The sequence below is a fragment of the Acanthopleuribacter pedis genome, assembly GCF_017377855.1.
Classification (GTDB): Bacteria; Acidobacteriota; Holophagae; order Acanthopleuribacterales; family Acanthopleuribacteraceae; genus Acanthopleuribacter; species Acanthopleuribacter pedis.
Window position 1 is genome coordinate 282,908 of record NZ_JAFREP010000007.1, and the last position, 26,930, is coordinate 309,837.

Below are 26,930 nucleotides of genomic sequence, written 5' to 3' on the forward strand. Positions count from 1 at the left end.
GATTAAGGATTTTAGAATGCGACGTTGATGCCCACGTAGTAGCTGCGCGGGAAGCTGTAGAGGGTGGGCTCGCCGAAATTGGCGGCCGCATCTTCAAGCACGGGTGAGTTGGTGGTTACGAAATCGATGTATTCTTGAGAACCGGGTTCCGCATCGGTTTGATAGGTACCAAAACCGATGTCCTCGTCCACATCAATGATGCGGCGCTGATCCAGCACGTTAAACACATCCACGTAGATGGAGGGTTTGAGGCGACCGTTGAGCAGTTTGAACTCGTATTCGAGGTGCAAGTCGGTGCGGGTGTAGTTGGGTAAACGGCGACTGCCACGTGACTCGAAATAGACTTCCTCGGTGGTGTCCTCGTTGACGCCGCCGGGGATGACGTTGGTGATGTCGATTTGGGGTGTCCAGGCGTAACCACTTTGCAGCACGTAGTTAATACCCACGATGAAACCAAAATCGGTGGTGTAGGAACCGTTGAATTTGAAGTTGTGGGGCACGTCCAGCAGTTTGCCGCGCCAGTTGTGCACCTGGTAAGGCGAGTCCAGGTAGGCCGTGGAGTTGTCGTTGGTGGAAACACCGCGGGTTTGCGACCAAGTGTAGGAGGTGGTGAACTGGAACCCGTCGGGGCCAAGCCGTTTTTGCAGGTTCAGCATCACCGCGCGGTATTTCCGCCAGGTACCTTCGTTCGTCAAGAAACTCCACTGACCATCTTGGTCAAAATCCGTGTCCTCATAGGTGTCTTTCCAGGTGCGGTGGTAGGCGTTTACCGAGGCTGCGAACATGCGCGTCAGCTGCCAGTCATAGCCCAAGGTGAACTCATCCATATGGGAGGGATCGATGGTGCCGAACACCTCGAGGTTGTTGTCGGGCCCAAAGGTGCTGGTGTTGCGGTACGTCCACATGTCGGGGTGGTCTTCGGGGTTGATTTGGGCCCAGTCATCGGGGTTTTCCCAGGGACGCAGGCCCTGTGCGATCAGCGCGGAGATGTCGGGGTTGAGCCAGTACCAGTCGCGGTTGTAGCGTTGGTTGGGCTGGCTGTTGTCGACGATCCAGTCGCCGATGGCGTCGTAGTATCGGGCGAAAGAGCCGTGCAGAGAACCCTTGTTGATTTCATAGGCGAAACCGATGCGCGGGCTCAGCATGTCGCCGAACTTTTGGTTTACGATTTCCGTTTGGTCCGCGTTTTTGAGGATCAGGTTCTCGGCGCGAACACCCAGGTTCAGCGTGAGTTTGTCGTTCATGCGCCATTCATCTTGGATGAACAGGGCGCGGTAGTCCTCGTGGGTATTGACCGCGGGGCGTTGGTCGTCGTAAACCAGCAGTGCGCCCCAGTCGCTTCGTTCACTCCAGTACATGCGGTAGCCGCCGTTGTACAGATCGGTTTTGCTGCCGTATTCCGAATCACGGAATTCCAGACCGGCTTTGATGTCGTGGCTGCCGATGCCGCCGTTGATGAAATGGTTGTAGGTCACCACGTTGGATTGAAATTCCCGCGTGGAGGTGTAGTGGCTGTTGGGCGCGGAAAAGGAGGGGTAGTACGAACCGGCTTCGGTGGTTACGAATTGTTGCACAGGGCGCAGCGCGGAGGATCGTTCGGCACTGTCCGCGGGGATGTTGTTGAGCGGTGAATCGAACTGCTGGATTTTGGCCGTTAAGTAGGAGGCGTCGCTGATATTCCAGTTCCACTCCAACATCGCCGTTTCGCCGCCTTGCTCGCGCCGGGTGTTGAACGGGTCACCATAGTTTTCGTAGTTCAGGTAAGAACGCAGGGGGAACTCAATCGGGTCTTCGTTGTATGCCACCACGAAGCGGTGGTTGATTGCCGCCTGCCAAGTCAGTTTCAGGTTCAGGTAATGACCCTCGTATTTGGGCGTGTGGGAAACCTGGGTGTTGGTGTCCTGGCCTTCAAAGAGTTCCATGGTGGGGTAGTGGAAGGTTTGGTTTTCCTTGCCGCGGGTTTCAAAGGCCGCGAAAAACCACAATTTGTCTTTCATGATCGGGCCGCCCAACGTCATCGCGAAGCGGTTTTCCGTGGTGTAGCGGGTGCTTTCGTCGAAGGGTTTGCCTTCGGCTTCCTCGTTCCAGTCCACGTCGGATTTAATGAAGCGGAAGTTGCCCTCAAAGGTGTTGCCGCCGGATTTGGTGACCAGGTTCACCAGGCCGCCTTGGCCGCGACCGTGCTCCGCGGAAATACCGCCGGTGATCACCTGAACATCCTGAATGGCGTCGAAGTTGATTTGGGTCCCCCAGGTTTTGGAGGAGGGATCGGTGTTGTCGGCGCCGTCGATGAGGTAGACGTTGTCGGTGCTGGAACCGCCCAGCATGTTGGGGTTGTTGCCTTCCAAAACCCCGGGCGCCATCGCCATGACCGTGGACATCGAGCGGTCATTGGTGATGTTGTCCAAAAAATCGCCGCTAAAGTTGCTGCTGATCTGGTTGGTGCTGGTGTCGACCATCGGTGTTTCGGCGGTCACGACCAGGCTGTCTTGAATTGATTCAGGTTTCAGGGCGACGTCCATTTTGATCGATTTGCCCAGGGACAGACGCAGATTTTTGCGAACAACCGTGCCAAAACCCATCATGGTGACCGTGAGTTGGTAACCGTCGCCGGGCGGCAGTAGCGTGAAACGGTAGGTGCCGTCTTCACCAACGTTGACCTGACGCGTGCCTTGCAGCACCTTGCCTTGCAAGGTCACCGTGGCGCCGGGCAAGGGTAAATCTTCGTTGGTGATGGTGCCGTAAAGCACGCTGGTTTGACTTTGTCCAAATAATGCGGGCGCAAGCATGCACACCAATAGCAGCGCTTTGGTTTGAAAACGCATATTTTTCTCCTCCAGAGTGGGGCCTCAACGGGCCGGGGACAGAACAATGATGGTGCAGCGGACCGAACCGCGCCGGCTCCCTGCGGTGCCAAATCCTGAGTAAGGCACGGTAAATCGTCGCGGTGGCTGGTGGTCCGTTGGAAAACCGACATACGTCGGAAACAAAATGAATGGAAAATGGGGCACGACAACGCCGGGCGGTCCTTAGGGAAGGCATAGCTCCGCCCGTGCATACCAAGCCGCCACAACCGCGGTAGATGCCGCATGATTCGGGGGCCGGTAATCCGTGGATCCCTTGCCGGGTGACGTCACAACAACGAACCGGTTGGTTTGAATCGGGATCAGGTAAAGATGCTGATCGCGGGAAAGGTCAAGGGCGGTCGATTCGTTTATCGTTGTTGGTCGGCCTGTGTGAATGAACGAAAGAGCATTGGAAGCAGGATGATCCAAGCAGGCAAGTGCGAGGCATCCATGGCTAGTGATAAATTAACGCCATTCTAGGGAAGCCGTCGGTACTTCGCCAACCAGATTTTCTTCGTGTCATGGACGTGGCGCGATTGAAATGTCGATGTTTTTGCCGATTTAGCGATAATAAGGTATTTAAAATGAGTGTGTTGTAGGGAATCTGAAAAAGTTTACTGTTTGGCGAAAAAAATGAAAATTTTACATAAGGAACATGGCGTGCCGGTTTCTTACCTGGGGAAATGTGGGATGCGTGTGATTTTTTGACGTGTCTGTTATCTTTCGCTCGTTTTCCATTACCGCAAGAATAGCGCTTCGGCAACCTTTTGTTGGGTTAGCAAGTGTTCCGTTTATATCGGTTCAGTCCGCGTTTTTCGCGGCGCGTTTTTGTAGAGGCGTATGGCTTAAGAATCTTTTCCGCCCAACAGATCGAAGGCGCTGTCTAAGTCGTCTTCGAGTTCATCCAAGTCCCATGTGAATTCGGCATCGGCGGCCGGCGGTGCTGTTGCCGGCGGTCGCGTGGGCGGCGGTGGGGTGACCCCGCGGGCATCTGAGGCCGAGGCGCGTGCCGGCGGGGTGATCGGCGCCGCACCCGGTGTCGCGGCGCGGGGTTGTCCTTTCGGTGGTGGGGCGACCTTGGCCGGGGTGGTTTCCGGTTTTGGCGCGGCCGAACGACGCGGCGCGGGTTTCGCGCGTGGTGGTTGCGCTTGTGGCGCGGTAGGTTTCATTCTCGGCGGCAAGGAGGGCACCGGCGGGAGGGCGCCTTCCGCTTCATCGATGACCATGGGCGCTTCCGGCTCCGTGACCGGGGCGACGGGCGGCGCGGTTCTCTCGGGGACGCGCCGGTCCGGCTCGTCAAGGAACACAATCGCCTCGGCACTTTGGGCCGCAAATAGGTCGTCCTCGGGGTGAGCGGTTGGCGGCGTGGGATAGGGATCCTGGTCCTGGTCCTGGTCCGCGCCCGCTGTCCCGCCCTGGGCGGTATCCGGTAAGGGATACCGCGCTGTTCCCGTTTCGGGGTCTCGCCGCGGCGGGGTCATTTGGCGCCGGGTTGGTGGTATCGGGGCGCGCTCGCTCGCCGGTAAAATCTCCGGCACCACTTCTTCGACCAGCTCCACGTGCTGCATCATCGCCTCGCGGGCTGAAATAACCACGTGAATGGTTGCCGCGATTAAAAACATGATGCCGAAAATAATCGCCCAGAAATCCGCCGTTTTTACCAACCGTGCCATGGGGTACAAGTCGCTGTTGGTTTCAATGAAGCGATTGAGTAAGGTGGGGAAATCTTGAAGCCTGGCGTTCATTAAGGTTAGGTTGAGCGGTTGCCCTACCAAATGGCGCTGCATAAAAACAACTTCCGACTCGGGGTAATCGCGCCACAATTCGGTCACAAATAAATTGGCCATCGCCGTGTAGGTGGGGCCTTGGTTGTTTTGAAAAAAGCCGGCCTCGGTCAGGTCCGCCGGCGCCGTGTTTTTCTTGAGGTGGTTAAAACCCAGGATTAGGTTGTAGGTGTAGGTCGGCAAGGGGTTTTGATCGTAAAAATGGGCCAAACCCTCGGCGAGGAAAAACGGTAGCCGGTCCGGTTCCCATTGGTCCAGGTAGACATGCACCAGGTAATGGCGCAGGTTTTGGTTGAGTTGTTCCTGGGTAATGTGTTCCATACCCGCTCGGGTCACATGCAGTTCAATGCGGCGCGCGCGTTTGCGGTAGATCACGTTGAGCATGCCGTTATCGGCAAGGTGGTGGAAACTTCGCTCCGGGTCTGTTTGTGTCAGGAGAGAAACCGTGATGCGCTCATCGGGCAGGACCACCGCCCATTGCCGCTCCAGGTCTTCAATGAAGCGTTCGCCTTCCAGCGCCAACGCCTGTGCCTCCTGGAGGTAGCGTTTGTGGTGAAAAAGCTGGAAGTGGTCTGTTTTAATCAGACGCAGGGTTGAGGCCTGACGCACCGGCAATTCGCGGTTGGTGGTCGGCTTTTGCAGCAGACCCGTAAGGCATAGCAAAACGAGCGCGAAGTTCATAACAACCTTGAGAGAACGAGGTAAAAGGTAAAACGCATGATGGGCGTCGGTGGTTGCAATTTAACCAGAGATGTGGGTTTGGATTGAAACCAGCCGGGTGGCTCATGCAACGAGAAAAAATCCTGGGCGGGTTCGTTCGGATGCCGCCGGTGGTGTTGGGACAATAAAACCATTGCCGCGGCCGGGCCTTCCTGCACAGTATTCTCCAGGGCGCCCGCAAGCGCCTGAAACCAAGCACTGTCATCCTAACATAGCCGACCGATCCCGGCTTGTTAGCGCGGTCACCGTCACCGGTGGGGGAGTCGTCCAATGGTTCGCGTTAGAAAACGGGTCTTGTTGGTCCTTCTTTTTTTCGGGCTTCTGCTGCTGGGGGTGGGCGTCGCCGGCGCGATCCACCGTTCCATGGTGACCACCCGGTGGGCGGAACACCAGGCCTTGGTTGAAGCTCTCCATGCCGAGGCTAAATCGGTGCCCGAATTTTCGTTTCGTGATTCGGATAACATCCGTTTTGGTTTGGGCCAAGAGGCCCTGCGGCCTTTGTTTCAGGCCGTTGAAGGCCTTGAGATCTCCGCGGCGGGGGGCCACAAGGTGACCATGCATCGCTTGGAAACGCGCTTTGATCGCGGGGTGATGCGGGTGAACGCCGAGGCCGAGTTCGAATCGCCGTTCCTCTTTTATCGCAGTCCTCTGGCTATCAAATACCTCGCTTTTTCCGATGTCGACGAAAACGGCCGTTGCGTGATGTCGTTTGTCATTGAACGATTGGAGATCGAAAACCTTCCCGTGCTCGCCCGTCGATGGTTTGAGGCCTGGCTGTCGGTTACCTTGCAGCACCGCATGCCTTTGCCGGAACTGATGCTGCCCCTCCACTTTAAAACCGAGTTGCCGTTTTCCGGTATGGAACGTTTGGTAAAAAAACGCAATTTGACGGTCGCCGTGCCCGCGCGCACCCTTGACCTGCAAGCCGAAATGCCGCGCCTGGTTGTTGCCAATTATTGCCTGCGTGGAGCTTCTCTGCTTTTTCCCGGCAGTGTCGAACCCACGGTGCCGCCGGCTTTTGCCCAACCCGATTGTGCCCGGCCCGATACCTTGGGCGTGGCGCTTTCGCTGTCGCTGCTGAACCAAACCATCGCCGCGGTGGTCGAACCCCAGGTGGATGTCACCTTGCACGCGGCGCGCATGACCAACGTGATTAACCGCGAGAAGAAGGTGTTGGGCATCAAAACCCGAAACCAACTGGACATCAAGGATTTTCAGGCGAACTTGGATGTTCATGAGGCCGCGCTTGAATTTTCCGACGGGCGCCTTTGGCTTTTCCTCAACGTTTCCGGTCAGGCGAGTGGCACCCTGGTTGGTAAAATGTACGGGATTCCCCTCAACAATCGCGTCGAAGCCGAACCCAAGCTGACCCAGCGGGTGCCGATCCGTTTGGAAGAGCGGGATGGTTTGCTTGAGATCGCCTTTGAACAGGAAACCCTCCAACTGGAAGGCCACGCGACCGTCGAGGTTTTGAACCAAAAGATTCGCGTGGCGCTGCCCTTGGAAATCAAGCCACGTTTTCTTTCGCGGGCGTTTCCCGTGGACCAGTGGGTTGAAAAAACCTACAAAGTGCCGCGCAGGATCAAAGGCAAAAAGGTTGTGGAAGAGCAACATTACCGTTTGCTGTTTAACTGGCAACTGGATCCCGACGCTTTATCGCGGCAGTGGATTTGGTTGCAAGCCGACCAAATTCAATTGGAACCTATAGCACCGGAAACGGCCGAACCCATCGCGCGCTAATCGCGCCAAGCTATTGGGCCGTAATCGCTTCTAGCGTGAGTTGGGTTTTGAAAACCTCGCCCTCGCGCAGGTATTCGATGGTCACTTCCTGGCCGACTTCCAACTGATCCAACGCGTTGTAGAGATCGTTGTTGTTGCGAATCTTTTCCTGATTGACGCCCACCAGAATATCGCCGACCTGGAACCGGCGCCCGATGCGGGTGGTACCGCGCAAGCCCGCCCGGTCGGCGGCGCTGCCCGGTTGGACCGCCATAATCAGCACGCCCTCGATGCCGCGCGAGGCCAATTGGCGGCGAATGCGTTGATTGCGGTTCACCGAGACGCCGAGACCGGCGCGGCGGACCTGGCCGAAACGGATCAGTTGCGGCGCGGCGCGGCGGACCGCATCAACCGGTATCGCGAAACCGATGCCCGCGCTGGCCCCGCTGCGCGACAAAATTTGGGTGTTTATCCCGATCAACCGTCCCGAACTGTCCAGCAACGGGCCGCCTGAATTGCCCGGGTTGATGGCCGCGTCGGTTTGAATCACCTCTTTTATCTGGCGACCGTTGACCGATTCGATGGTGCGATCCAAGGCGCTGACCACCCCGGTGGAAAGGGAATGGTCCAAACCAAAGGGGTTGCCGATGGCCAGCACTTTTTGGCCGACGATTAACTCGCCGCTGGTGCCCAGCGGGATGGGGCGCAACAGTTCTTTGGGTGCGTCGATTTTGAGAATGGCCATGTCCTTGTCGGGATACAGCCCGACGACCTTGGCCTCGTGAATGGATTGGTCGAGCAGAACGACCTCAAACGCATTGCCGCCCTGGAGCACGTGGAAATTGGTGACGATGTGGCCGTTGTGGTCCCACACAAACCCGGAACCCGTGCCTGCCGGTTGTTCGGTGACATTGCGGAAAAAGTCGTAGCCGCGGCGTTTGGTGGTGATAAAGACCACCGAGGATGCGGCTTCTTCGAACACCTTGATTGTGTTCTGTTCATCGTCGGTGAGCGCGCCGCGCGCGGCAACTTGCCGATCCAGTACCACGGCATTTTTGTAATTCGCGAAGTATTGGAAAAAGACCACGCCCATAATGATCCCCGCCAGCAGGGTTAACGAGGGGATGCCTTGTCGTTTCAACCAGTTCGCTTGATTCATCAGGGGGTCCATATACAGTTCCTTCCATTATCGATGCTGCTTTCTTTTGCGTTCCCGGTCGGGTGTGGGTATGTTCTTCACTATAGCTCGCCGCCCCAGGTTTTCCAAGTCGGCAACCTTCCCGGTTCCATTGCCGCCGCCCCTCTTGGTATTCGCCTTGTGGTGTCGTCATGGGTGGGGCGCGGAAACCCCTTGTTGGGGTAGAATGGGATTCGTTTCGTGGCGTGGTGTGACCTGGAGACCCGGTTACCGAAGCATTCCTGCATTTAAACCTAAGAAGCGCGATAACTCGCGGTAATTTTAGCTAAACCTGTGGACTGTAACGGCCAGTGAACATGCTCACCCCACCCAATGAGTGCGGTCGTGCGCGACTCCGGCCCGCTTTTTCCAAGCCGTTTCACGCCAGGTTTTTAGCCAAAATCCCTCGCTTCAGCGCCGCTTAGGTTACATTGATGAGGCGATCCATGATTTTAGAATGTGTGCCGAACTTCAGCGAGGGTCGGGATCTCGAGAAAATTAAAAGCATTGAAGATGCGATCCGCGAAGTGCCCGGGGTTTTATTTTTGGGATCGGATATTGGGCGGTCCGTGAACCGTACCGTGATGACCTTTGCCGGTCCACCCGCGGCCGTGCTGGAGGCCGCCTTCCGCGCCGTGCGCCGTGCGAGTGAGGTTATCGACATGCGCGAACACCGGGGGACCCATCCCCGCATGGGCGCCACCGATGTGTGCCCCTTGATCCCGCTTCAGGGCATTCGTGCCGTGGAAGCGGTGACCTTGTCTCGTCGTTTGGCCCAGCGGATTGGCCGTGATTTGGCCGTGCCGACCTACCTTTACGGGTTGGCCGCTGAATCAACGGACCGTGTTTCGCTTGCCGAAATTCGCCGCGGCGAGTACGAGGGTTTGGCGGAGAAGCTGACGCGCCCCGAGTTTGCACCGGATTTCGGCCCCAACCGCTTGACGCCCAATAGCGGCGTGACCGCCGTCGGGGTGCGTCGTTTGATGGCGGCTTGGAATGTGAACCTCAAGGGTAACGATCAAAAAGCCGCCGCCTATATTGCCAGGCGGGTGCGCGGTGCCGGCCGGCGCCACAAAGGGCGCTTTTTTCCCGGTCCTTTTCCCGGCTTAAAAGCCATCGGTTGGACCATCGAAGAATTTGGCTGTGCGCAGGTTTCGATGAATGTGATGGACTTGGAAGCCGCGCCACTCTGGTCGGTTTACCGAGAAATTCAGAAATTGGCCGAGGCCCGCGGTGGCGGGGTTGCCGGTTCGGAATGTATCGGTTTGTTGCCGCGCGGCGTGTTGCTGCAGGTTGCCGACGCCGTTTTGAAGCACATGCCGGGGGGGGATACCGCAACACCCGAAGAGAAGGTTGCGCTCGCGGTGGAACGGATCGGTTTGAATTCCGTAAAACCCTTTGACACGAAACGTCTGATTTTGGAAGAAGCCTTGGGACTTTCCGCAACCTTGCCCTTGCGTTTCTCTTTGTCTGGGTAGGCCTATGAATCCAACCGGGGAACTCAAACCCAATAGCCGCGTGCAACGTCTGTGGTTGTTTCGAATTACTTTCGGCGCCGCTGTTTTGTTTTTGTTACCGCTTTCCCTCAAAAACGGTTACAACAAATTGAACTCGGGGATCGACGACAACCTCTTTGAACTGTCCGTCGGCCGCATTTACATTCTCCAGCCGATTCAGGCCGAACCCATCGACAACACCTACGACTTTTTCTCGCCCGACGATTTGCGCACCATTCGGCAGGGTGACTTATTGGTGGCGGTGAATGACCGCCGCGTGGCCCGGGCCCGCGATGCCTACGCGGTGTTGGACCGCTTACAGCCCTGGCAAAAAGTGGTGCTTGAGGTGCAAAAACCCGAGTTCCGACGGGCCTTGGTGCGTTACCGCGTGCGGGTCGGTGCTTTGCGTCGCGATTTTTTGCGCGACATCCCCCTTACCGTCAACGTTTACGATATTTTGCCCGAGGGTGCCTCGGACCGCGCCGGCATTCGCCGCGGTGATTTGATTCTCTCCATCAATGGTGAGGCCATCCGCGGTTTGGGGCACGCCGACTTTTTGGTGCGTCGCAGCATTGTCGGCGAACGGGTTCCCTACCAATTCATTCGCAATGGGGAAATGAAACAAACCCACGTGGTTATGACCCGCTTCAACATCGTTTTCCTCGATGTTGTTTTTCAACTGAGCGGCTTGGCTTGGATTTTGGCCGGCCTGACCTTGGCCGGCATGCGCGGCCATTTGCGGGCAACCCGACCGCTTTCCTTTGGTTTTTTCCTAATCGGGGTTGCCTGTCTGCTTATTCCCAATCGCGGCCACCTTGACGGGCAGATGTTACAGGTATGGCGCGAGTACACCCTGTGGCCGAGCTTTTATTTTGGGTTGGGTGCCCTTTTTCACGGGAGTTATTACTTCCCACGCGAGCGTCGCGATCTGCTCGCGGTTCCTTTTTTGCGTTACGCTTATTACCTCGTTTCCCTCGCGGCGACCTGGGTTGCCATATCGACGATGGGCATGCAGTCGATGATTCTGTTTGTGCCGATCATGTTCAGCCTTCACTTTTGCATTCGTTTTATCTTTCGCAAAGGTGCCTCGCGAGAGCATGCCCGTTTGGAAAGCGGCATTCGTTATACCGGAATTTTTGTTTCGCTGATGACCGTTGCCGGTGCTTTTTTCTCCTCGCACCTTTCTGCGCGTTTCTTCTACAGCTTAATTGCCCTGGGCCTGTTTTTACTGCTGTTTGCCTACAGCTACACCATGATGCGGTACCGCCTGCTCGGGATTCGGATCGGCCGGGTGACCCAATTCAGTTTTGTGACGACCTTCTGGTTGGTGGCGCTGGTAACGACCTTTATTTCCTGCTTGTTGTGGTTGGCAAGAGTGGCCGCGGATCTGCCTCGCGTTCGTCTGACCTCGCGTTTTCTGGAGATCAGCCAGGCTGTCGGACCGCATGAAAACATGGCCGGTCACAACATGGTGTTGATGTTCTGCGGGATCGGTGTCGCCTTCGTCTTTTTCTACGCCGGTCGACTGGGGTTGAACGGCATTCGGCGCCGATTTCACCGCCAAGATTACGACCACCAAGGCGCCTCAAATGAGCTCGTCCATTTGATGACCAGTGTGGTTTCTCTCGACGAATTGGCCGGTGGGATGGTCGCGAAAATGGCCGCGTTTATGCGTGTGAAACAACTGGGGTTAATCATTTTTCGCGATGAGCAGGAGTGTGCCTGCCAGGCTTGGAGTCACAAACCGCGGGGCGGTTCCGAGTCGCCCTTGACGCCCGAGCAGGTGCAGTTACTCGGCAAGAATTTGAGGCAGTATCGCGCCGAACTCTGTGTGGATTACCTCGAGCCGGTCGGGAAAGAAGCCTTGGTCGCGCAAGGGTTTAAGTATGTCTATCCGATTTATTCCAAATCGCGTTTTCTCGGCTTTCTGTTAATCGGAGAAAAATTATCGGAAACCACTTTTGAGCCCAAGGACTTTCAGTTCCTTGCCGCCACGGCCAAGCAGGCCGCCATTGCGGTTGAAAACGCCTTCCTTTACGAACTGGTTGGTGCCCAGGAGCGCATGAAACACGAGTTGGCTCTTGCGCGGCAGATCCAGCTTTCTTCGTTGCCGCAACAGGACCCCGAGCTTCCTGGTTTTGATATTGCCGGGGTTTCCTTGCCCGCGCTTGAGGTCGGCGGTGATTTTTACGGTTACAACCGGGCGGGTGACGACTTTTTCTCGGTGGTGCTCGGTGATGTGAGCGGCAAGGGAACTTCCGCCGCTTTGCATATGTCGCGTTTTCAGGGGATTTTTTCGACCCTTGCCTCCGACGACCGCGACCTCCAAGATTTATTTGTGCGTTTGAACCACTTGCTGTATGCGCAACTGGACAAAAACGCCTTTATTTCCGCGCTCGGCATTCGCATTGATTTGCAGGGACCCCGGCTGCAAACGGTTCGTGCCGGGCATTTACCCTTGTTGTGGTATCGGGCGGCGGACAAGGAAGTGCATCAAATCAAACCGGGCGGTATTGCCTTGGGGGTAGACCCTGGCCCCTTATTTGAGCGTGTGCTTGAGTGTAGCCGGCACAATTTCGACGAGCGGGATATTTTTGTGTTGATCTCAGACGGGATTAACGAAACCCACAACCACGCCCATCAAGAATTTGGCCTGGAGCGGGTGTGCCATATTATTCGCCACCATGCCGACGCCTCAGCGGCGGCCTTGCGGGATGTGATCCTTCACGAGACCGATCATTATGCCGCCGGTTTGGATCGTCACGACGACCAAACCGTGGTCGTCGTGAAAGTATTGCCCTCGGCGCCCTCGGTGGCGGATGGCTAACCCGTTTTAGTTTGCTAGAAACGGGTTAAACGCTTGATAGTTCCGCCGTGAGTGGTTCGGTTTCGGGGTCTTCGCTTTGGACGAGGGCCAAGTGCAGTAATTGCACCGTGCTGTCGAAATCCGCGCGCGGTACCGCGAGGGCCAAGCTGGTCTCATCCGCGCTGCGGCTGTGGAACAGCAGTGTCTGGTTTTGCAGGATATGCAGTGCGCGGGCGGTGGGTGAGGCCTCGCCCGCGCGGGTACACATCACGTAAATGAACGCACAGGGCGTGATGCCGGCCGGGGCGCGGTGACGGCCGGCTTCAGCCGCGGCTTCGCGGTGGCGCGCGTGGTTCCACCAGTGGCGCCAGTCCGGTAGGTCCTCGCTGACAATCGTCCATTCGTGGCCCGCGTAGCTCATCGCCAGAGGGGGATGACCCGACGGCAGTTTTTGCCATTCACCGCTCGGCCAGCCTACACCTTGGTCCAGGGGGCGTTCTTGGTGGAACAGCAGGGCTTCTTCCTTGCCGGTAATGAGGGTGCGGCGTTCGGCCGGCAGGCTTTGGTTGATGGAGGTGCCGGGGTGTTCGGGGCGGGCCGTGTTGCGCACGCGCAGGGGAATGTTGGCTTTTTTGACGGGGGCGATGCAGCGGGGGTGCAGTACTTTTGCGCCGAGCCTGGCTACCGATTCGGCCTGGTTGTAAGACAGATGGTGAATCGTGGTGACGTGATCGACCGTTCTGGGGTCGGCGGTAAGGATGCCGTCCACGTCCGACCAAATTTGGGCTTCGTCGGCTTCTAGGGCCGCGGCCAGAAAGGTGGCGCTGAAATCGGAGCCGCCGCGGCCGAGCGTGGTTGTGCGACCGTCCTTGTTAGCACCGGTAAAGCCCTGGGTAATGACCACTTGGCTGTGAGCCAGAATCGGGGTGAGGTGGTGTTCGATGCATTCCCGAGATCGCGCCCAGAGCGGGGAGGCGTCGCCGTGGCGTTCATCGGTGGCGATGAGCCGGCGTGCGTCAACCCAATTGATTTCGGCTTGGCCCGGCGGTTGATGGGCCAGGAGCAGGCTGTGAATGAATTTGGAGCTGAAGCGTTCGCCGTAAAACAGAATTTGATCGATATCGGCCGCTTGGGCGGGGGATCCCGCGGCGTTCCTTTTTCCGAGTTCTTGGATCCAGGCGGATAAAGCGCGAAACTCCGTCTGAAAATCGGTGGTGATAATTTTTAGCCAAGCGTCTTGGGCGCATTGGGTGAACAGGGTCAGGTGTTTTTCTTCGACAGCCTGCAGGCGGTGGTTGAGTTGTGCCTTTTGGTCGGGCGTGTGTTTGGCCGCCAAAAGTTCGCCCATTTCGACCAAGAGGTTGGTCACGCCGGCGAGGGCCGAAACAACGAGCAGGACGCAACGGTGTTCTTCACCGTGAACCAACTGGACCAGGCGTCCCAGATTTTCGGGATGGGCGACCGATGTGCCGCCGAATTTATAAACAACGCATTTGCGCGATTCAAGCATGAACGTACCTCCGGGGGATAACAAGGCGTGGTGACCGCGGGTGGGGGAAGGGGATGGTCGTGCGGTGATCGCGGGGGACGGATCGGCTGGAGCCCGACGCGAGGCGGGCAGACGACCATCATTCTCGGCGACGGGTAGGGGATACCCGAAGCCGTGCGCGAGCGCGACCATGGATTGAAGCTGCATCGGGCCGGCGGATAGGGGTTTGCCTAAAGCGGAGGACGCAGCATCAAAGGGGGAGCAAGATGAAATAGGATGATTCATTGCGGCGGGTCAACAGTGCCGCCGACGGATGCGGGCGAAAAAGGGGGGAACACCCTGCATGGCGCGGAACTTAATACAAAAACGGGCAGAATGCAAGTTGAAGCCGTGCTGGACGGGGGCCGGCGGCGGCCCGTGGCGGGGGCGAATCTGAAAAAAATAAAAAAAGGGTTTGACACGGGGCGCGGAAGCGTTTTAAATGGGCAGCAATATGTGACTAGGCAGCCTTAGGGTTGATAACCGAAAGCATTGACAATTCAATCGGACTTATCAAGAAAGGTGGAGGGGTCAGGCCCTGTGAAGCCTTAGCAACCGGTGAGTGATCACGTCAGGTGCTACATCCTGCCCGTTACGGGAAAGATGATCTCCGAGCTAAAACGCGAAAAAATAAGCCGTTTATAAAGCTCTTCTGGATCATATTCCATGAAGAGCTTTTTTGATTTCTGCGCTGCTCTTCGCGTGTTGTTTGACAGCTTAAAGCCACAGATCACACTTTGAGTAAGATAGGTGCTGTTGAGGCTTGCATATGCAAGCCTCAACCGCTTCGGCCTAGTTTCCCCCTAAGGCCGATTGAAGAGAAGAGACCGTTCCCCCTGGTCTCTTCTCAATTCCCCAATGTGCAGTCACCCCCTGAACATAAAAACCACGTACACGGAGGCGAACATGACGACGTATGATACCAAAAAACTTCCCCGTTTTGAAAGCCCACAAATGCAGGAAATTCATTTTCTTGCCGCGCCTACCTGTTCCCGCTCCGTTGGTGGCTGTCATGAATGCTGCTGTTTGTGATTTTGCGGGTCGAAGCCTGGCTTGGCGTGGGTTGCCTACGCCTTCTGTTGTAAGGGTTTACGACGAATCTCGGCCCCTCGAACTCGAGTCCGGCCAAACCCTGGCGCCCGTCGATGTCGCCTACCATACCTACGGGCGTCTCAACCCCGAGGGCTCCAACGCCGTCCTGGTTTGCCACGCCATGACCGGGGACGCCTACGTCGCCCGACCCGACGGCGCCGATTGCCCCCCCGGCTGGTGGCAAGATTTGTTCGGCCCCGGTGCCCCGCTTGACAGCCGAAAATACTTCATCATTTGTAGCAATATTTTGGGAAGCTGCTACGGGACCACCGGTCCCTCCAGCCTCCACCCGATTACGGGGCGTCCCTTCGGACCTGATTTTCCTGCTGTTGGTATCCGTGACATGGTCCGGGTCCAAAAGGCGTTGCTGGACCATTTGGGGGTCAGACAGCTCGCCTTGGCGATTGGCGGATCGCTTGGCGGGATGCAGGTTTTGGAGTGGGCGCTCCTGTTCCCTGAACGCGTTCGCGCCATCGCCACCATCGCCACCGCGGTGCGCCATTCCGATTGGGCCATCGGCCTCAACGAAGCCGCGCGGTTGGCGATTACCTCCGACCCCGAATGGCTCGGCGGTCGCTACCGCGAGCAACCCAAACGCGGCCTAGCGCTGGCGCGCATGATGGCCATGCTGTCCTATCGCCATTACGATTCTTACAATCAGAACTTCGACCGCTCGGCCGACGCCGGCGAAAAAGCCTTTGACGATCCCTTCGAAGGGAAACGACGTTTCGCGGTGGAAAGTTACCTGCGCTACCAAGGGCAAAAACTGGTGAATCGTTTTGACGCGAACTGTTATCTCACCATCAGCCGGGCCATGGACGCACACGACATCACCCGGGGTCGCGGCTGCCTGCGCACCACCTTGGCGCGCATCAAGGTGCCCGCGCTTAGCGTCGGTATTAGCTCGGATTTGCTGTATCCCGACGCCGATCAGCGAAACCTCGCGGACCTCCTTCCGCGCGGTCGCTACGCCCGCATCAACTCCATTCATGGACACGATGCGTTCCTCATCGAATTTGACCAAATGCAAAATATTCTCGGTGAGTTTCTCAAAGAACTCGAGCACGCTGCCTGAGCTAACCTCTAAACGATCCCCTATAGCCATCGGGAACCCGCGCGATCCGTGTGGGTTCCCTTTGCGCTTTTGAGACGAATCGCACCCGGTTGTGCGCCCCGAATCGGCCGTCCCCCTACATATATATAATGTAGCGAGAATCTTCACCGGGAAATTGACTTCTGCTTGGGGTACAATGTTCAGGTTTGACGCGCTTTTTCTCGGGCATCCATTCCATGCGATTTGCCGGGAAGGCTTCTTCAATCCTGGGCGGCTTATGTTTCAGTTGAACTCCATGGTAAGTAACTTTTTGGTACTTGAAGAAATCGGTGACGGCGGCATGGGGGTCGTCTACCGCGCACGCGATACCCGCGAAGATCGGATTGTCGCCCTAAAATGCTTCAAACCCTTTTTTGATATCGACGATACCGGTCGACAACGCTTTTTCCTGGAAGCCAAGGCCACCGGCCAAATCGACCATCCCCACATCTGTTCGATCCACACCATCAACGAAACCAACGACGGCCAGATGTTTATGGTCATGCCGTACTATTCCGGCGGCAACCTCAAAGACAAAATGATCAAAGGTCGCTTGCCGCTGTCTGAAATCATGAAAATTGCCCGTGAAATGGCGCTCGGCCTTCTCTTCGCCCACGAGCGCCAAATCATTCATCGCGACATAAAGCCTGGCAATATTATGTTTGACGGCGAGGGTGTGGTGAAAATTGTGGATTTTGGTATCGCCAAATTACTCGACCATCCGCCCTTGACCAATCCCGGCACCGTGCTTGGTACCATGGCCTACATGCCGCCCGAGCAGGCCGAGGGCGAACCGGTCAACCACCAAGCCGATATTTGGTCCTTCGGTGTGGTGCTTTACGAATTACTCAGCGGCAAGCAGCCGTTTGAAGGCAAAACCGAGCAACAAATTTACGAAGCAATCCTGATGGAGACCCCGGTTCCTTGTTTTCGCCTTAACGAAGAAGTACCCAAGGCTCTCTCCGACATCGTCGACCGTGCCTTGGCCAAGTCCCTGGAGGACCGCTATCAAAGCTTCTCCGATGTCATCGCCGATTTGGACAATTACCGCAACGGCTTGCCGCTTGCCGGGCAACCCGCGGCTGCTACCCCACCCGGAAAAACACGGTCCGGCTGGTTTTCGGCGCTTAAACCAAAGAAGCGCGATAACTCGCGGTGATTTTTGCTAAACCTCTGGGCTACAACGGCCTGTGAAAATGCTCACCGCACCCGGTGGGTACGGTCGGGCGCGACCCCGGCTCGCTTATTCAAACCATTTCGCTCCAGATCTTTAGCAAAAATCCCTCGCTTCAGCGTCTCTTAGGTTAAACCCAAGAAACGCAATCCTTAGCTTTCTCTCGGCGTTAACGAATCGGCATCACCGGTTCCTTCGCGGGCGCCCACTTTTCGAGAACTTCCATGAGGTCCGCCCGTTTCAGCGGTTTGGTTAGAAAATCATTCATTCCCGCCGTGATGCACGCCACCCGATCTTCCTGGGATGCGTTCGCCGTTAACGCCACAATAATGGGTTGGTGGGCCTCGTGCCGCGCCCTCAGTTGGCGTGTGGCCTCGAGACCGTCCATTTCCGGCATCTGGCAGTCCATCAGGATGAGGTCGTAAGGGGTTTTCTCGCAAGCGATCAGTGCTTGTTTTCCATTGACCGCTAAATCGCACTGCAAACCCAATTGCTCCAGCATGCGCATCGCCACTTTTTGATTGACGGTATTGTCTTCGACCAGCAATAGCCGCCACATGGGTGCCGACAAGCCGGCCCGCGGATGCTCTTGGTCGCGGGGTGCGGCGGGAGGCGCAAACAGTACCTCGGTATTTTTAAAACGCAATGGGCGCGGTACAAAAGCGATCCCGTCGGGGGTTGTCGGGTCGCGCGGATCAACCGCCCCGCTTAAAATGATTCGCGGCCCGGGTGAGGCTGGGGTGTCGTCAAAAAAGGTTTGCCAAGCTGACCAGACTCCTGGTTCTTGGTCGGAACAACCCCACCACAGTCCCACGATCTCACCGGGAAGCGGCGGTTCCTTGACCGTCAGTGCGCGCGGATCCGGTTGGTGAAGGTGGTGAACGCCAAAGCCCAAATAAAGAAGCTGGGCTTCCGCGATGTCACGGTCACGCGGGTCCGGTTCCCAGAGAAGCATCCACTGATTGGTTTGCACCGCGGGGGCGCTCGGTTTTGAGTCCTTTGGCATACCTAAGACGACGTTAAACTGGAAGGTACTGCCCTGGTTAACTTGGGAATGGACCCTAATTCGACCGCCCATCTTCCTGACCAAACGCTCGCAGATGGTCAGACCCAGACCGGTACCGCCGTATTTGCGGGTTGTCGATGAATCCACTTGTTGGAAGGGTTTGAACAGGAGCTGCAAACGATCCGGTGGGATGCCGATGCCCGTATCTTCTACCTCAATGTTCAGGTGGGCCTGATCCTCGGTCTGTTCACCAAGAGCGATCCGCAACTCAATGTGGCCGTGTTCCGTGAACTTTAAGGCGTTGCTGAGCAGGTTGGTTAGCACCTGCCGCAGACGCAAAGGGTCGCCCAGCATTTCGTTGGGAACGTCTGGTCCAATCCATTGTCGCAGCGCGACCTGCTTTTTTAGCGCTTGTTCCGAAAACAGGTCGATCACCGCGTCACACTCCCGGCGGAGGAAGAAGGGGATGGTTTCCAGTAGCATCTTGTTCTCATTCATTTTGGAAAGGTCGAGGATGTCGTTGATGATGGCCAGAAGTGATTCGCCACTGTGTCGGATGATGTCAATGTATTCCCGCGCGCGGGGTTCCAGATCCATTTTGCCGAGGATGTCGGCCATGCCGATGACCCCATTCATCGGGGTGCGCAGTTCGTGAGAGACATGGGCGATGAACATACTTTTTGCCTGGTCCGTCTGCTTCAAGCTTTCGATTTGAGCTTGGTCTTCGATGCGTCGGATTTGATAGCGCCAAACGCAATAAACCGCCACGAGGGCCAACAGCATATACGCCGCGACGGCGCCGCGCGAGGCCCAAGGGGGCGGCCGAATGGTGATGTTTAAGGTGGTTCCGACCTCGTTCCATAACCCGTCGTTGTTTGAGCCAAACACGTGCAGGGTGTATTTACCGCTGGGAAGGTTGGCAAAAGAAAGATGACGTTGGTTTCCCAATTGGATGGTCTCGGCCTGAAGGCCCTCAAGGTGGTAGGCGTACCGGTTGCGTTTGGGATCGGTATAATCCAGCGCCGCCAGTTCCAATTTGAGTGCTTGGTCGTCGTAGTCAAAAGTCAGATGACGTTGATCTCCCAAAAGAACCGTGATCTGCTTGGTGAACCGGGTAACCGTCAGATTGGAAATAACAATGGGCGGTACGAAGGTGTTTTTCATCATTTGATCGGGTTGGAAGCCGTTAAGGCCGTTAATGCCGCCAAAGAAGACCGTGTTGGTTTCAAAGTCGTGAAAGAACCCGTTTTTAAATTCGTTGTCCTGGGTGCCCTCCGCGATGGTGTAGCTCTGAAACCGTTCTTTTTGCGGATCAAAGCAGGCCAAACCCTGATTGGTACTCATCCAAATGCGCCCCAACCTGTCCCCCGTCAGGGCGTAGATTGCTTCACTGGGTAATCCTTGGTTGTGGCCGTAATGGGTGAAATGGGCCCGACCCTGTTTAAAATCGGCCGCCGGCCATTTGTTGAGGCCGCCTTGGTAGGTGCCCACCCAGAACTTACCCTCCTGGTCGTGGTACATACTGGAGACCACATTGCTGCTGAGGCTGTTGACCGCGTCCCCATGGCGGCGGTAATTGGTAAAGCCGGTTTCGTCCTCCTTCAGGCGGCTAAGCCCATTGAGGGTTGCCGCCCACAGACGTTGCTCCCGGTCCTCGTAAAGGTTGTAGATGCGGTCGTGGGCGAGGGAGGAGGGTGACGAGGGCTGGTGGTAGAAGGTGACAAAATCATCCCCGTTGGGGCGGTAACGGGCCAGGCCCTTGCGTGTGCCGACCCACATTCGGTCTCGATGGTCGCGAAGAATGGCGTAAATGCGATTGTGGGGCAGGGTGTTGGGCGCGTCGGGTTGGTGCCGGTAGTGTTTGAAACCTTCTTCCGGGGTGCCCACGTTGAGGCCCGTGGCGCGAGTCCCGATCCACAAACGGCCGTCCTTATCCTGATTTAACGCCCAAATGCTGTTTTCGCTGAGGCCGTCCGCCTTGTTTGGATCGTGGCGGATGTGGCTGAACCGGTTGTTTTCGGAATGGTAGCGGGACAAGCCCCCGTCGTAGGAACCCACCCATAGGCGGCGTTGATCGTCCACAAATACCGACCAAACCTCCTGTCCCCCCAAGCTGGTTGGATTTTCGGGATCGTGCTGGAAATGGGTGAATCGCTGGCGTAACGGCGCGTAGAGACTGATGCCGCCGTTGTAGGTGCCGACCCACAGGTTGCCCTGTTGGTCGGAAAACATCGACCAGATCTCATTGCTGCCCAGGCTGTCGGGAAGGTAATTGCGGTGGTAGGTGGCGGAAAAAGTCTGGGTTTCTCGATTAAAACGGTTGAGTCCGTTCTGGGTGCCCAGCCATACCCGGCCGTCGCCGTCGAGGTGGGCCGTGAAAATTTCCCGATGACTGAGGCCGCCGGGATCGTTTTCGTTCGGCAGGTATTGGGTTACTTGCCGCGTCTCCGCCGAATAGTGGAAGGCCCCCTCAAAGGTAGCGATCCAAACATCGCCCGAGTCGTCACCGGCGAGTCGGTTAATGGAAGCGTAGGATCGCGCGTGTTCGGGTAACAGGCGAAAACGCGACAGGCTTCCATCCGGGGTGCGGCGAAGCAAGCCCAAATCGGTGCCAATCCACAGGGTACCGTCGTCGGTTAAATGAACGGCCCGCACGAAAGGAACGGCAGTGAGGTTTGCCGAGGATAGATCGACGAGATCGATCCGTTTGCGATCCTTGGAAAGCTTGGCCAAGCCGCCGTCGGTGGCAATCAGCAAACCCCCGTCATGGTCGAAGGCCAGATCGGCGACAAAATCACCAGGGAGTTGCATCGGCGGCGCGGACTGGGTGGCATACGACTGAAAAAGATCGCGTCGGGGATCGTATTTGCTGAGTCCCCCGTTTTGGGTGCCGACCCAAATACCGCCGTCGGGATCGGCCAACAGCGAACGGATGTAATTATTGGCGAGGCTGTTGGGATTTCCCGTTTGGGTATAAAACACTTTGAATGAGTAACCGTCGAAGCGGTTGAGTCCGTCCCGCGTGCCGAACCACATGAAACCGCGGGTGTCTTGGGTAATCGCCAGAACCGAATTTTGCGAGAGGCCGTCGCGGTTGGTGTAGGTTTTGAACTTAAGCTCGCCCGCCTGCTCCGCGATCAGGGGCGGCGAGGTCGGGTTGGCGGCATGGGCAAATAGACCGACCAAGATCGGTACCATGAGCATGGCGCGAATTAAGTGTGTGGCGAAAAACTTCATGAGTTCGGTAAAACGCGTCTGGTTCAACGCGGCGGCTCCGCGCCCCAATCAACCGGGTACGCATGGGGTCATGGTGAGATTCAAAGTGTTGTGAACCGAAACCACCGAGGCGGTGTGAGCGTGGTTCCTGTGTCATCTGAGTGAAGCGGATGGGCGCTTCCCATCAAGCGGCGAGAAAGCGTCAAGGACAAACCTGGGTTCCTCGTGATCGAAAGTGCCGAGGCGGTGTTGTGTCCGAGGTCGGTCATTAAACCTTACGGGTGAAGGTGACAAATCAATGAATTTTAGCATTGATCGTTCGGTGTCTTGGTCATGTGTCGAGGTTGTTTCGCGATACCAAACCACGCGTGGTTCGCGAGCTTTCGCCCCATCGCCGGGGTCAGATCAGTGAGTCAAGTACTCTGCCAGGAGCCCTTTGTCGGAAAATTACCTCTCTAGCCCGCATTTCTCACAAGGCTTTCTGCTTCTCGCGACGAATCCTCGTGAGAAATGCGGGCTAGGGTGAAACAAACTGAAGGTACTGTATTTGACATGCCTAAGCACCAATAACCCTTGGTCCCGCATTCGTAAAACCTCTTGAGTTATCCGTGTTTGTTTTAATGAGTGGTCAAAATTAGCTTGAGTCTTGTATGCTAGGTCGTCTGGTTTGTTACAAGATGCTCCAAAAAAAAATTAGGTTGCTATTCCGCATGGTCGATAGGAGTTTTTAGAATTTTTATTTAAAGACAAATGGATCATGGATAAATCATTAGCGATTAATTTTTCTTTTTGAATTTACGAAGGAGGTGAATTGTTTATGGAGGATAAGATTCTCGAGTTAATGGCCCAGATCGGTGGCTTCTTTCCCGGTACCTTGACCGAATGTTGTGACGCGCTCGCGCGTGCTTTCGACACCGATCAAGCACCTGTTGAAGCTGAGCTAACGCGCTTGGTGGATAAAGGCGCCATTCGTGTTGACGCCGTCGGGGTCCGTCTTGATGAGGATCACAACCCACAACTCAAACGGTTCCGCAAAGTGAAAAAACACCGAGGTTAACGCCTTGGACACCGAGGCAAATCCTCGTCCATCGAGGGTTCCTCGATACCTTGCAAGCGGGCGTGTTGCCGCTTGAGCGGGTAAACCCCCGACACGCCGTGTCTTGTCTCTTTTTTCCGCGCCGGCTTGGCGCGGTTTCAGCTCACCCTTTATCGATCGGTCCAAAAAAAAGCGGCCGGATCAACCGACCGCTTCTTTGGCGGAACTTTTTGTGATGCCTGCTAATTTGCGCTAGGAACCTCTTGGAACAGCGTGTCCGTCAGGTAAAACGCGTTGTAGTTTTCGCGGTAGCCTTCCCAGTAGTCGATCCCGGCTTGGAGATCGGACTTGGGAAAGAGGCGTTTTTTGCCCGCGCGATGGTATTCCACCTTGAGGGTTTTGCCTCCGCTTGCCTTCCACGCAAAACGCCGCGTGTCGTCCGACCATTCCGTTGCCTCGGCGCCCGGTGCCATTGGCCGGACCGTGCTCAGCGACATCACCCACGAGGTTGCAACTTGTGGCGCGATGCGAATCGCCTGCTGGCGTTCCTTGCCACGATCTTCAATTTGCAAACGGGTGTGCGGCACAATGGTGCCCGGCAAACGGAAACCGTGTACATCGTGACGCAGGAAACTCGGCCACATGACCTGACAGGTAACTTGGATTTCACCGGGTTCTCCCGGCGCGACATGGTTAATGGTCAAGACGGCGGTTCCTGGAATGTCCAAGCCGCGGCGCACCAACCATTCGACATCTTCCGGGTCGCGATTGTCGGGGAGCATGCGCAAGCCGAGCGCGTTGCCTCGGCTCGAGATGATCAAACTGCCGCCGAGGGTGTGATGTTGGTCGAGGCGCCCGAAAACCTGAACCTTGATTGCTCTTTTTTCCAAGGCCTTCTCGGGGATTTCGATCCAGGCACCACCTTCCTTGTTGCAAAGGAAAACCTGGCGACCGCGGTAATCGGCGGGCAGGTAACCCAACGGGGTGCCCTTGGATGTGGGATCGACCAGCAGCATCAGTTGGTTGTCCACCATCACTTCCGCGGCGAGACCCAGGCTTTGCTTCAGTGGGACGGCCGCGATCACGTGGTTAAAGGCGAAGGGCGATACCGGTTTGGTTTCGTCCGGGTAGTAATCGCGGATGATCGTGGCCAATGCCGGGTAAACCGCGATTTTTTGTTTGGTGGCCTCAAAACCAAGGCAGGCAACCATGTCTTTACAATCGCCGTATTTGCGGCGCTGCACATCACCACCCGAGGCGGGAACCCAGCCGCGACCCGGTGTCAGGTAACGCTGTCGGTAACTAATGTCCTTCTGTTGGCGCTCAAAAATGCCCGCCAGTTGGGTGATGTTGTCGATGGCTTCGCCGCCCTCTTGGAAGGATGCGGACTGGGCGAAGGTGCGGTAGTACCAACTGCCCAAGCTGGACCAAGTGTCGAAGGTGACATCAAACTCGGTGCCCTGTCTGTGGTTGATAATCAGGTAAGGGAAAAAGTAACCGCTGTCGGCCGTCATCCACTCACGTTGGATTTCAGGCAAATGCTTGGCAACCAAACGCGTGCCTTCTTGCTGATAGGTCAATTGCCAGCTATCAAAATTGACGGGTTGTAGTTGGGCACCGGTCAGGCGCACATCAATGACGCGTTTGGCGATGGGGAAATTGCTGAGCATGAATACCAAATCTTGGTTGAACACCTCAGTTCGTCGCTCTTTACTCTCGAACACGATGATCGAATTGCGGCCGACCTTTTCGAAGTAGGCGGCGGTGCTGGCATCGTGAGAAACCCGGTTAATTTGTGCCTGGCTGACGGTGAAAACGTTGGCTTTGTCGAGTTTGGTGATTTTGCCCCGGCTGTTTTGGTGCCAACCCTTCAGGCGTTTGACCTTGGTGGTGTTGGGGTCGCCGTCGATGACGAAGATGGATGCGAGGTCGACCCCGTGTTCGGTGATCACTTTTTGGACCACGCGGCGCTGAACGGTAATGCGCCCTTTGTTGTCCGGGCTAATGATGGTTTCGTCCAGCAGGCGCCACAAATCGGCTTTTTCCGGCGGGGCGACACCCTCTTTTTCGGCGAGCGCGGTTTTGGCCCAATCAGGCAGCCCGCTGCCGAGTTGGGCCCAAGCAGGTGGGGCAAAGAGCGTGATCAAACAGAGCAATGAAAAAAGGGAACGCATTAAGCACCTCCTTGGGATACGGCGATTTGTTGGGCTTCGACTTCCTCAATCCAGGCGAGAAAAACCCGCAGCGAAGGTTCGGCTTTGGCTTCCAACATGTGGTTGTTGAGGGTAATGGCGCGTTGGATGGTGATGGTTTGGCCTTCCTGTAGCGCAACGAACTTCACCGTGCCCACGCTGTTGGCTTTTTGCCAGCTTGGCTCGCCTTTTAACTTCCAACCTTGCGGCACCTGCAAACGCATGGTGTCGACTTGGTAAAACGGGCGGTTGAGGAAGATCGGCTGGGTGCGATCACTCGGCCACATGGGCGGGGAGTACATGTCGATCATGCTGCCGGGGAAGGGGTTGACCGAAAGCCATTGGCTGTCACCGCTTAAGTCCATGCTTGCTTCGACGGAAACCACGCAGATGTCTTTGATATCGCGATCACCTTGGGTGGTGACTTTTTCGACCAGGTAGTCGTCGCCAAAGCGGCGTTGCCAGCGTTCCGCCAGCATCGCGTCGCGTTCCTGGTCGGTCAGGCTATAGATGGACTCGGTCATCTCGGCGTTAAAAGCACCGCTGCCGGATTGCTCCATGGCCACTGAGAAGGTGCCGTCCTTACCCAGGGTGGCTTGGTAGTTGGTTTGACATTGGTTGATCGCGGCGCCGTAGTGGAGCGTTGCCCCGTAGCTGATCGCCCATTTGTTGTCGGGGTCGATGACTAGGGCGGGCAGGCCCTGGTAATAGCTCGGCAGGTGGCCGGATGCGAACTGGGGTGTCCATGGGCAAAACATGGCTTGTTGTTCCCCGTTAACAACCAACACAAGGGGCCGCCAGCTAATGGCGAAGGGATTGTTCTCTCCGGCGCGGAAGGGGGGGTCGTTGTGATTGGTGGTTAGCAGCAGTTGGTGCTGAATGCCTAAATCGCGAAGGGTCTTGACGTAAATGCGTGTCATTTCACTCGGGTTGGCCCAGCCGTCGCGGAAACAATCTTCCAATTTGGGTGCCTTGCGTTCTTTCTGCATGCGGAAGGCCGCGAGTTGGTCCGCTTTGAGCAAGTAGGTGACACTGAGGCGACGGTGAAGGGCGTCAAGCGCAAAACGGGCGGCGCCAAGAGGGTTTTGGGCGGGGTCAAGCTTGGGGTCCGCGCCGAGTCGGCCTTTGAGATCTTTTAAAAATTTGCGGTACTCGCCGCCCATGGAAAAGGCGTTGTAGTCGGGTTTGATGTAATCACGGACGAAGGATTTCCAAAAGGTATCGGTGTCCTTGCCCATGTTGGGGATGGTGCGGAAAATCAGGAAGTAGGGGATTTGGGTATCAAAGTAGTTGTTGCTGTAGGGATAGGCCTTGCGCGGCGGCACATTCTCGTATACCAGCGTTTTTTCCGAGCCGCGGTACTTGGTCTTGGTGAATTTGATCGGGGGGTTGACGTTACTCCACAGGCTGCGGGTGACCAGCCAATCATCTTGGCCTGCTTGAAGCTGCATGCGCTGGAAGTTGGGCAGATCCAACACCTTCTTGACACAGTAAAAAGGTTCGGGAATGAGGTGACGGTTCACATAATTGTCGCCTTCAAGACCGCCTTTTCCGCTGATGGTCCATTCGATTTCGACGATGCAATCGTCGGTCAGGCCGGGTGGGATCAGAATTTTGGTTTTGACCTTTTCCGAGCGGGTACGGTAGGTCATGATGTCGACAAAGTCTTCTTTGCGATCAAATTCAGTGATGCTGCCGTTGCGGTCGATGACGCGGCCGCGCACATTGCGCAGATATTCTTTTGGCGCGACGAACTCCGCCGCGGCCTTGCCGTGTTCGCTGAGAATGCGAATCAAGCGGTAGTGGGTGACATTGATGTCGGTAAATTTTACGTAGTAGTCCAAATAGGCGGCATCGCGGATACCGAGCTCGGGGTTGTCGACAACCTCCCAAGCACGTTCCGGGATGGCTTCGCCGTAAGAAGGTGGTTTAGCGAGCGTGGTAAAACTGACGAAAGCAAAACACCATAAAATGCATATGAAGCGATTCACACGATTCTCCTAATTGGGTGGTGATCAGGCACATAAAGCGGGGATGCCTGTCGG

General features: G+C 56.4%; 13 protein-coding genes and 1 riboswitch. Of the genes, 6 read left to right on the forward strand and 7 right to left on the reverse strand.

Features of this window, described 5'->3' with window-relative positions:
* Nucleotides 1-11 precede the first annotated feature (11 nt).
* Nucleotides 12-2,825, reverse strand: coding sequence for a TonB-dependent receptor (locus J3U88_RS10370; protein ID WP_207858679.1), 2,814 nt, complete (start codon nt 2,823-2,825; stop codon nt 12-14).
* A gap of 866 nt (nt 2,826-3,691) precedes the next feature.
* On the reverse strand, nt 3,692-5,311 hold the full coding sequence (locus tag J3U88_RS10375; protein WP_207858680.1) for a hypothetical protein: 1,620 nt from the start codon (nt 5,309-5,311) through the stop codon (nt 3,692-3,694).
* Nucleotides 5,312-5,620: 309 nt separating this feature from the next.
* On the opposite strand from J3U88_RS10375, the gene J3U88_RS10380 reads away from it, so the two are divergent.
* Nucleotides 5,621-7,090, forward strand: coding sequence for a hypothetical protein (locus tag J3U88_RS10380; protein WP_207858681.1), 1,470 nt, complete (start codon nt 5,621-5,623; stop codon nt 7,088-7,090).
* 10 nt (nt 7,091-7,100) lie between these two features.
* Here J3U88_RS10380 and J3U88_RS10385 read toward each other — a convergent pair whose 3' ends face one another.
* Entirely contained in the window at nt 7,101-8,240 is a 1,140-nt protein-coding gene (locus J3U88_RS10385; protein ID WP_207858682.1) for a S1C family serine protease, read from the reverse strand.
* Between the two features lie 452 nt (nt 8,241-8,692).
* Between J3U88_RS10385 and ftcD the strand changes: the two genes are divergently transcribed.
* Together ftcD and J3U88_RS10395 are read left to right on the forward strand one after the other, a co-directional pair.
* Nucleotides 8,693-9,724 carry a glutamate formimidoyltransferase gene (gene ftcD, locus J3U88_RS10390; RefSeq protein WP_207858683.1) on the forward strand — a complete coding sequence of 344 codons (1,032 nt, stop codon included), beginning with the start codon at nt 8,693-8,695 and terminating at the stop codon, nt 9,722-9,724.
* A gap of 4 nt (nt 9,725-9,728) precedes the next feature.
* The gene (locus J3U88_RS10395) at nt 9,729-12,569 is read left to right on the forward strand and encodes a SpoIIE family protein phosphatase (RefSeq protein WP_207858684.1); all 2,841 of its coding nucleotides are present in this window, start codon (nt 9,729-9,731) and stop codon (nt 12,567-12,569) included.
* A gap of 25 nt (nt 12,570-12,594) precedes the next feature.
* On the opposite strand, the gene J3U88_RS10400 is transcribed toward J3U88_RS10395, so the two are convergent.
* Nucleotides 12,595-14,058 (reverse strand): aspartate kinase, encoded by a 1,464-nt coding sequence (locus tag J3U88_RS10400; RefSeq protein ID WP_207858685.1) that lies wholly within the window; start codon nt 14,056-14,058, stop codon nt 12,595-12,597.
* Nucleotides 14,059-14,583: 525 nt separating this feature from the next.
* A riboswitch (SAM riboswitch) is annotated at nt 14,584-14,686 on the forward strand.
* Between the two features lie 402 nt (nt 14,687-15,088).
* On the opposite strand from J3U88_RS10400, the gene metX reads away from it, so the two are divergent.
* Nucleotides 15,089-16,243: a homoserine O-acetyltransferase MetX gene (metX, locus tag J3U88_RS10405; RefSeq protein ID WP_207858686.1), complete on the forward strand. Its 1,155-nt coding sequence runs from the start codon at nt 15,089-15,091 to the stop codon at nt 16,241-16,243.
* Nucleotides 16,244-16,499: 256 nt separating this feature from the next.
* Nucleotides 16,500-17,420, forward strand: coding sequence for a serine/threonine protein kinase (locus J3U88_RS10410; protein WP_207858687.1), 921 nt, complete (start codon nt 16,500-16,502; stop codon nt 17,418-17,420).
* 184 nt (nt 17,421-17,604) lie between these two features.
* On the opposite strand, the gene J3U88_RS10415 is transcribed toward J3U88_RS10410, so the two are convergent.
* Entirely contained in the window at nt 17,605-21,705 is a 4,101-nt protein-coding gene (locus J3U88_RS10415; RefSeq protein ID WP_207858688.1) for a hybrid sensor histidine kinase/response regulator, read from the reverse strand.
* 769 nt (nt 21,706-22,474) lie between these two features.
* Here J3U88_RS10415 and J3U88_RS10420 point away from each other — a divergent pair.
* Nucleotides 22,475-22,714 carry a hypothetical protein gene (locus J3U88_RS10420; protein ID WP_207858689.1) on the forward strand — a complete coding sequence of 80 codons (240 nt, stop codon included), beginning with the start codon at nt 22,475-22,477 and terminating at the stop codon, nt 22,712-22,714.
* A 221-nt stretch (nt 22,715-22,935) separates the two neighbouring features.
* On the opposite strand, the gene J3U88_RS10425 is transcribed toward J3U88_RS10420, so the two are convergent.
* Nucleotides 22,936-24,867, reverse strand: coding sequence for a hypothetical protein (locus J3U88_RS10425; RefSeq protein ID WP_207858690.1), 1,932 nt, complete (start codon nt 24,865-24,867; stop codon nt 22,936-22,938).
* Complete coding sequence (locus tag J3U88_RS10430) at nt 24,867-26,876, reverse strand: DUF3858 domain-containing protein (protein ID WP_207858691.1); 2,010 nt, start codon at nt 26,874-26,876, stop codon at nt 24,867-24,869. The genes J3U88_RS10425 and J3U88_RS10430 overlap by 1 nt, the downstream gene beginning before the upstream one ends.
* Nucleotides 26,877-26,930 lie beyond the last annotated feature (54 nt).

Bases quoted from the DNA above. Each gene is read 5' to 3' on its own strand.
- J3U88_RS10370 (WP_207858679.1), bottom strand. From the start codon at position 2,825: ATGCGTTTTCAAACCAAAGCGCTGCTATTGGTGTGCATGCTTGCGCCC.
- J3U88_RS10375 (WP_207858680.1), bottom strand. From the start codon at position 5,311: ATGAACTTCGCGCTCGTTTTGCTATGCCTTACGGGTCTGCTGCAAAAG.
- J3U88_RS10380 (WP_207858681.1), top strand. From the start codon at position 5,621: ATGGTTCGCGTTAGAAAACGGGTCTTGTTGGTCCTTCTTTTTTTCGGG.
- J3U88_RS10385 (WP_207858682.1), bottom strand. From the start codon at position 8,240: ATGGACCCCCTGATGAATCAAGCGAACTGGTTGAAACGACAAGGCATC.
- ftcD (WP_207858683.1), top strand. From the start codon at position 8,693: ATGATTTTAGAATGTGTGCCGAACTTCAGCGAGGGTCGGGATCTCGAG.
- J3U88_RS10395 (WP_207858684.1), top strand. From the start codon at position 9,729: ATGAATCCAACCGGGGAACTCAAACCCAATAGCCGCGTGCAACGTCTG.
- J3U88_RS10400 (WP_207858685.1), bottom strand. From the start codon at position 14,058: ATGCTTGAATCGCGCAAATGCGTTGTTTATAAATTCGGCGGCACATCG.
- metX (WP_207858686.1), top strand. From the start codon at position 15,089: ATGAATGCTGCTGTTTGTGATTTTGCGGGTCGAAGCCTGGCTTGGCGT.
- J3U88_RS10410 (WP_207858687.1), top strand. From the start codon at position 16,500: ATGTTTCAGTTGAACTCCATGGTAAGTAACTTTTTGGTACTTGAAGAA.
- J3U88_RS10420 (WP_207858689.1), top strand. From the start codon at position 22,475: ATGGAGGATAAGATTCTCGAGTTAATGGCCCAGATCGGTGGCTTCTTT.
- J3U88_RS10425 (WP_207858690.1), bottom strand. From the start codon at position 24,867: ATGCGTTCCCTTTTTTCATTGCTCTGTTTGATCACGCTCTTTGCCCCA.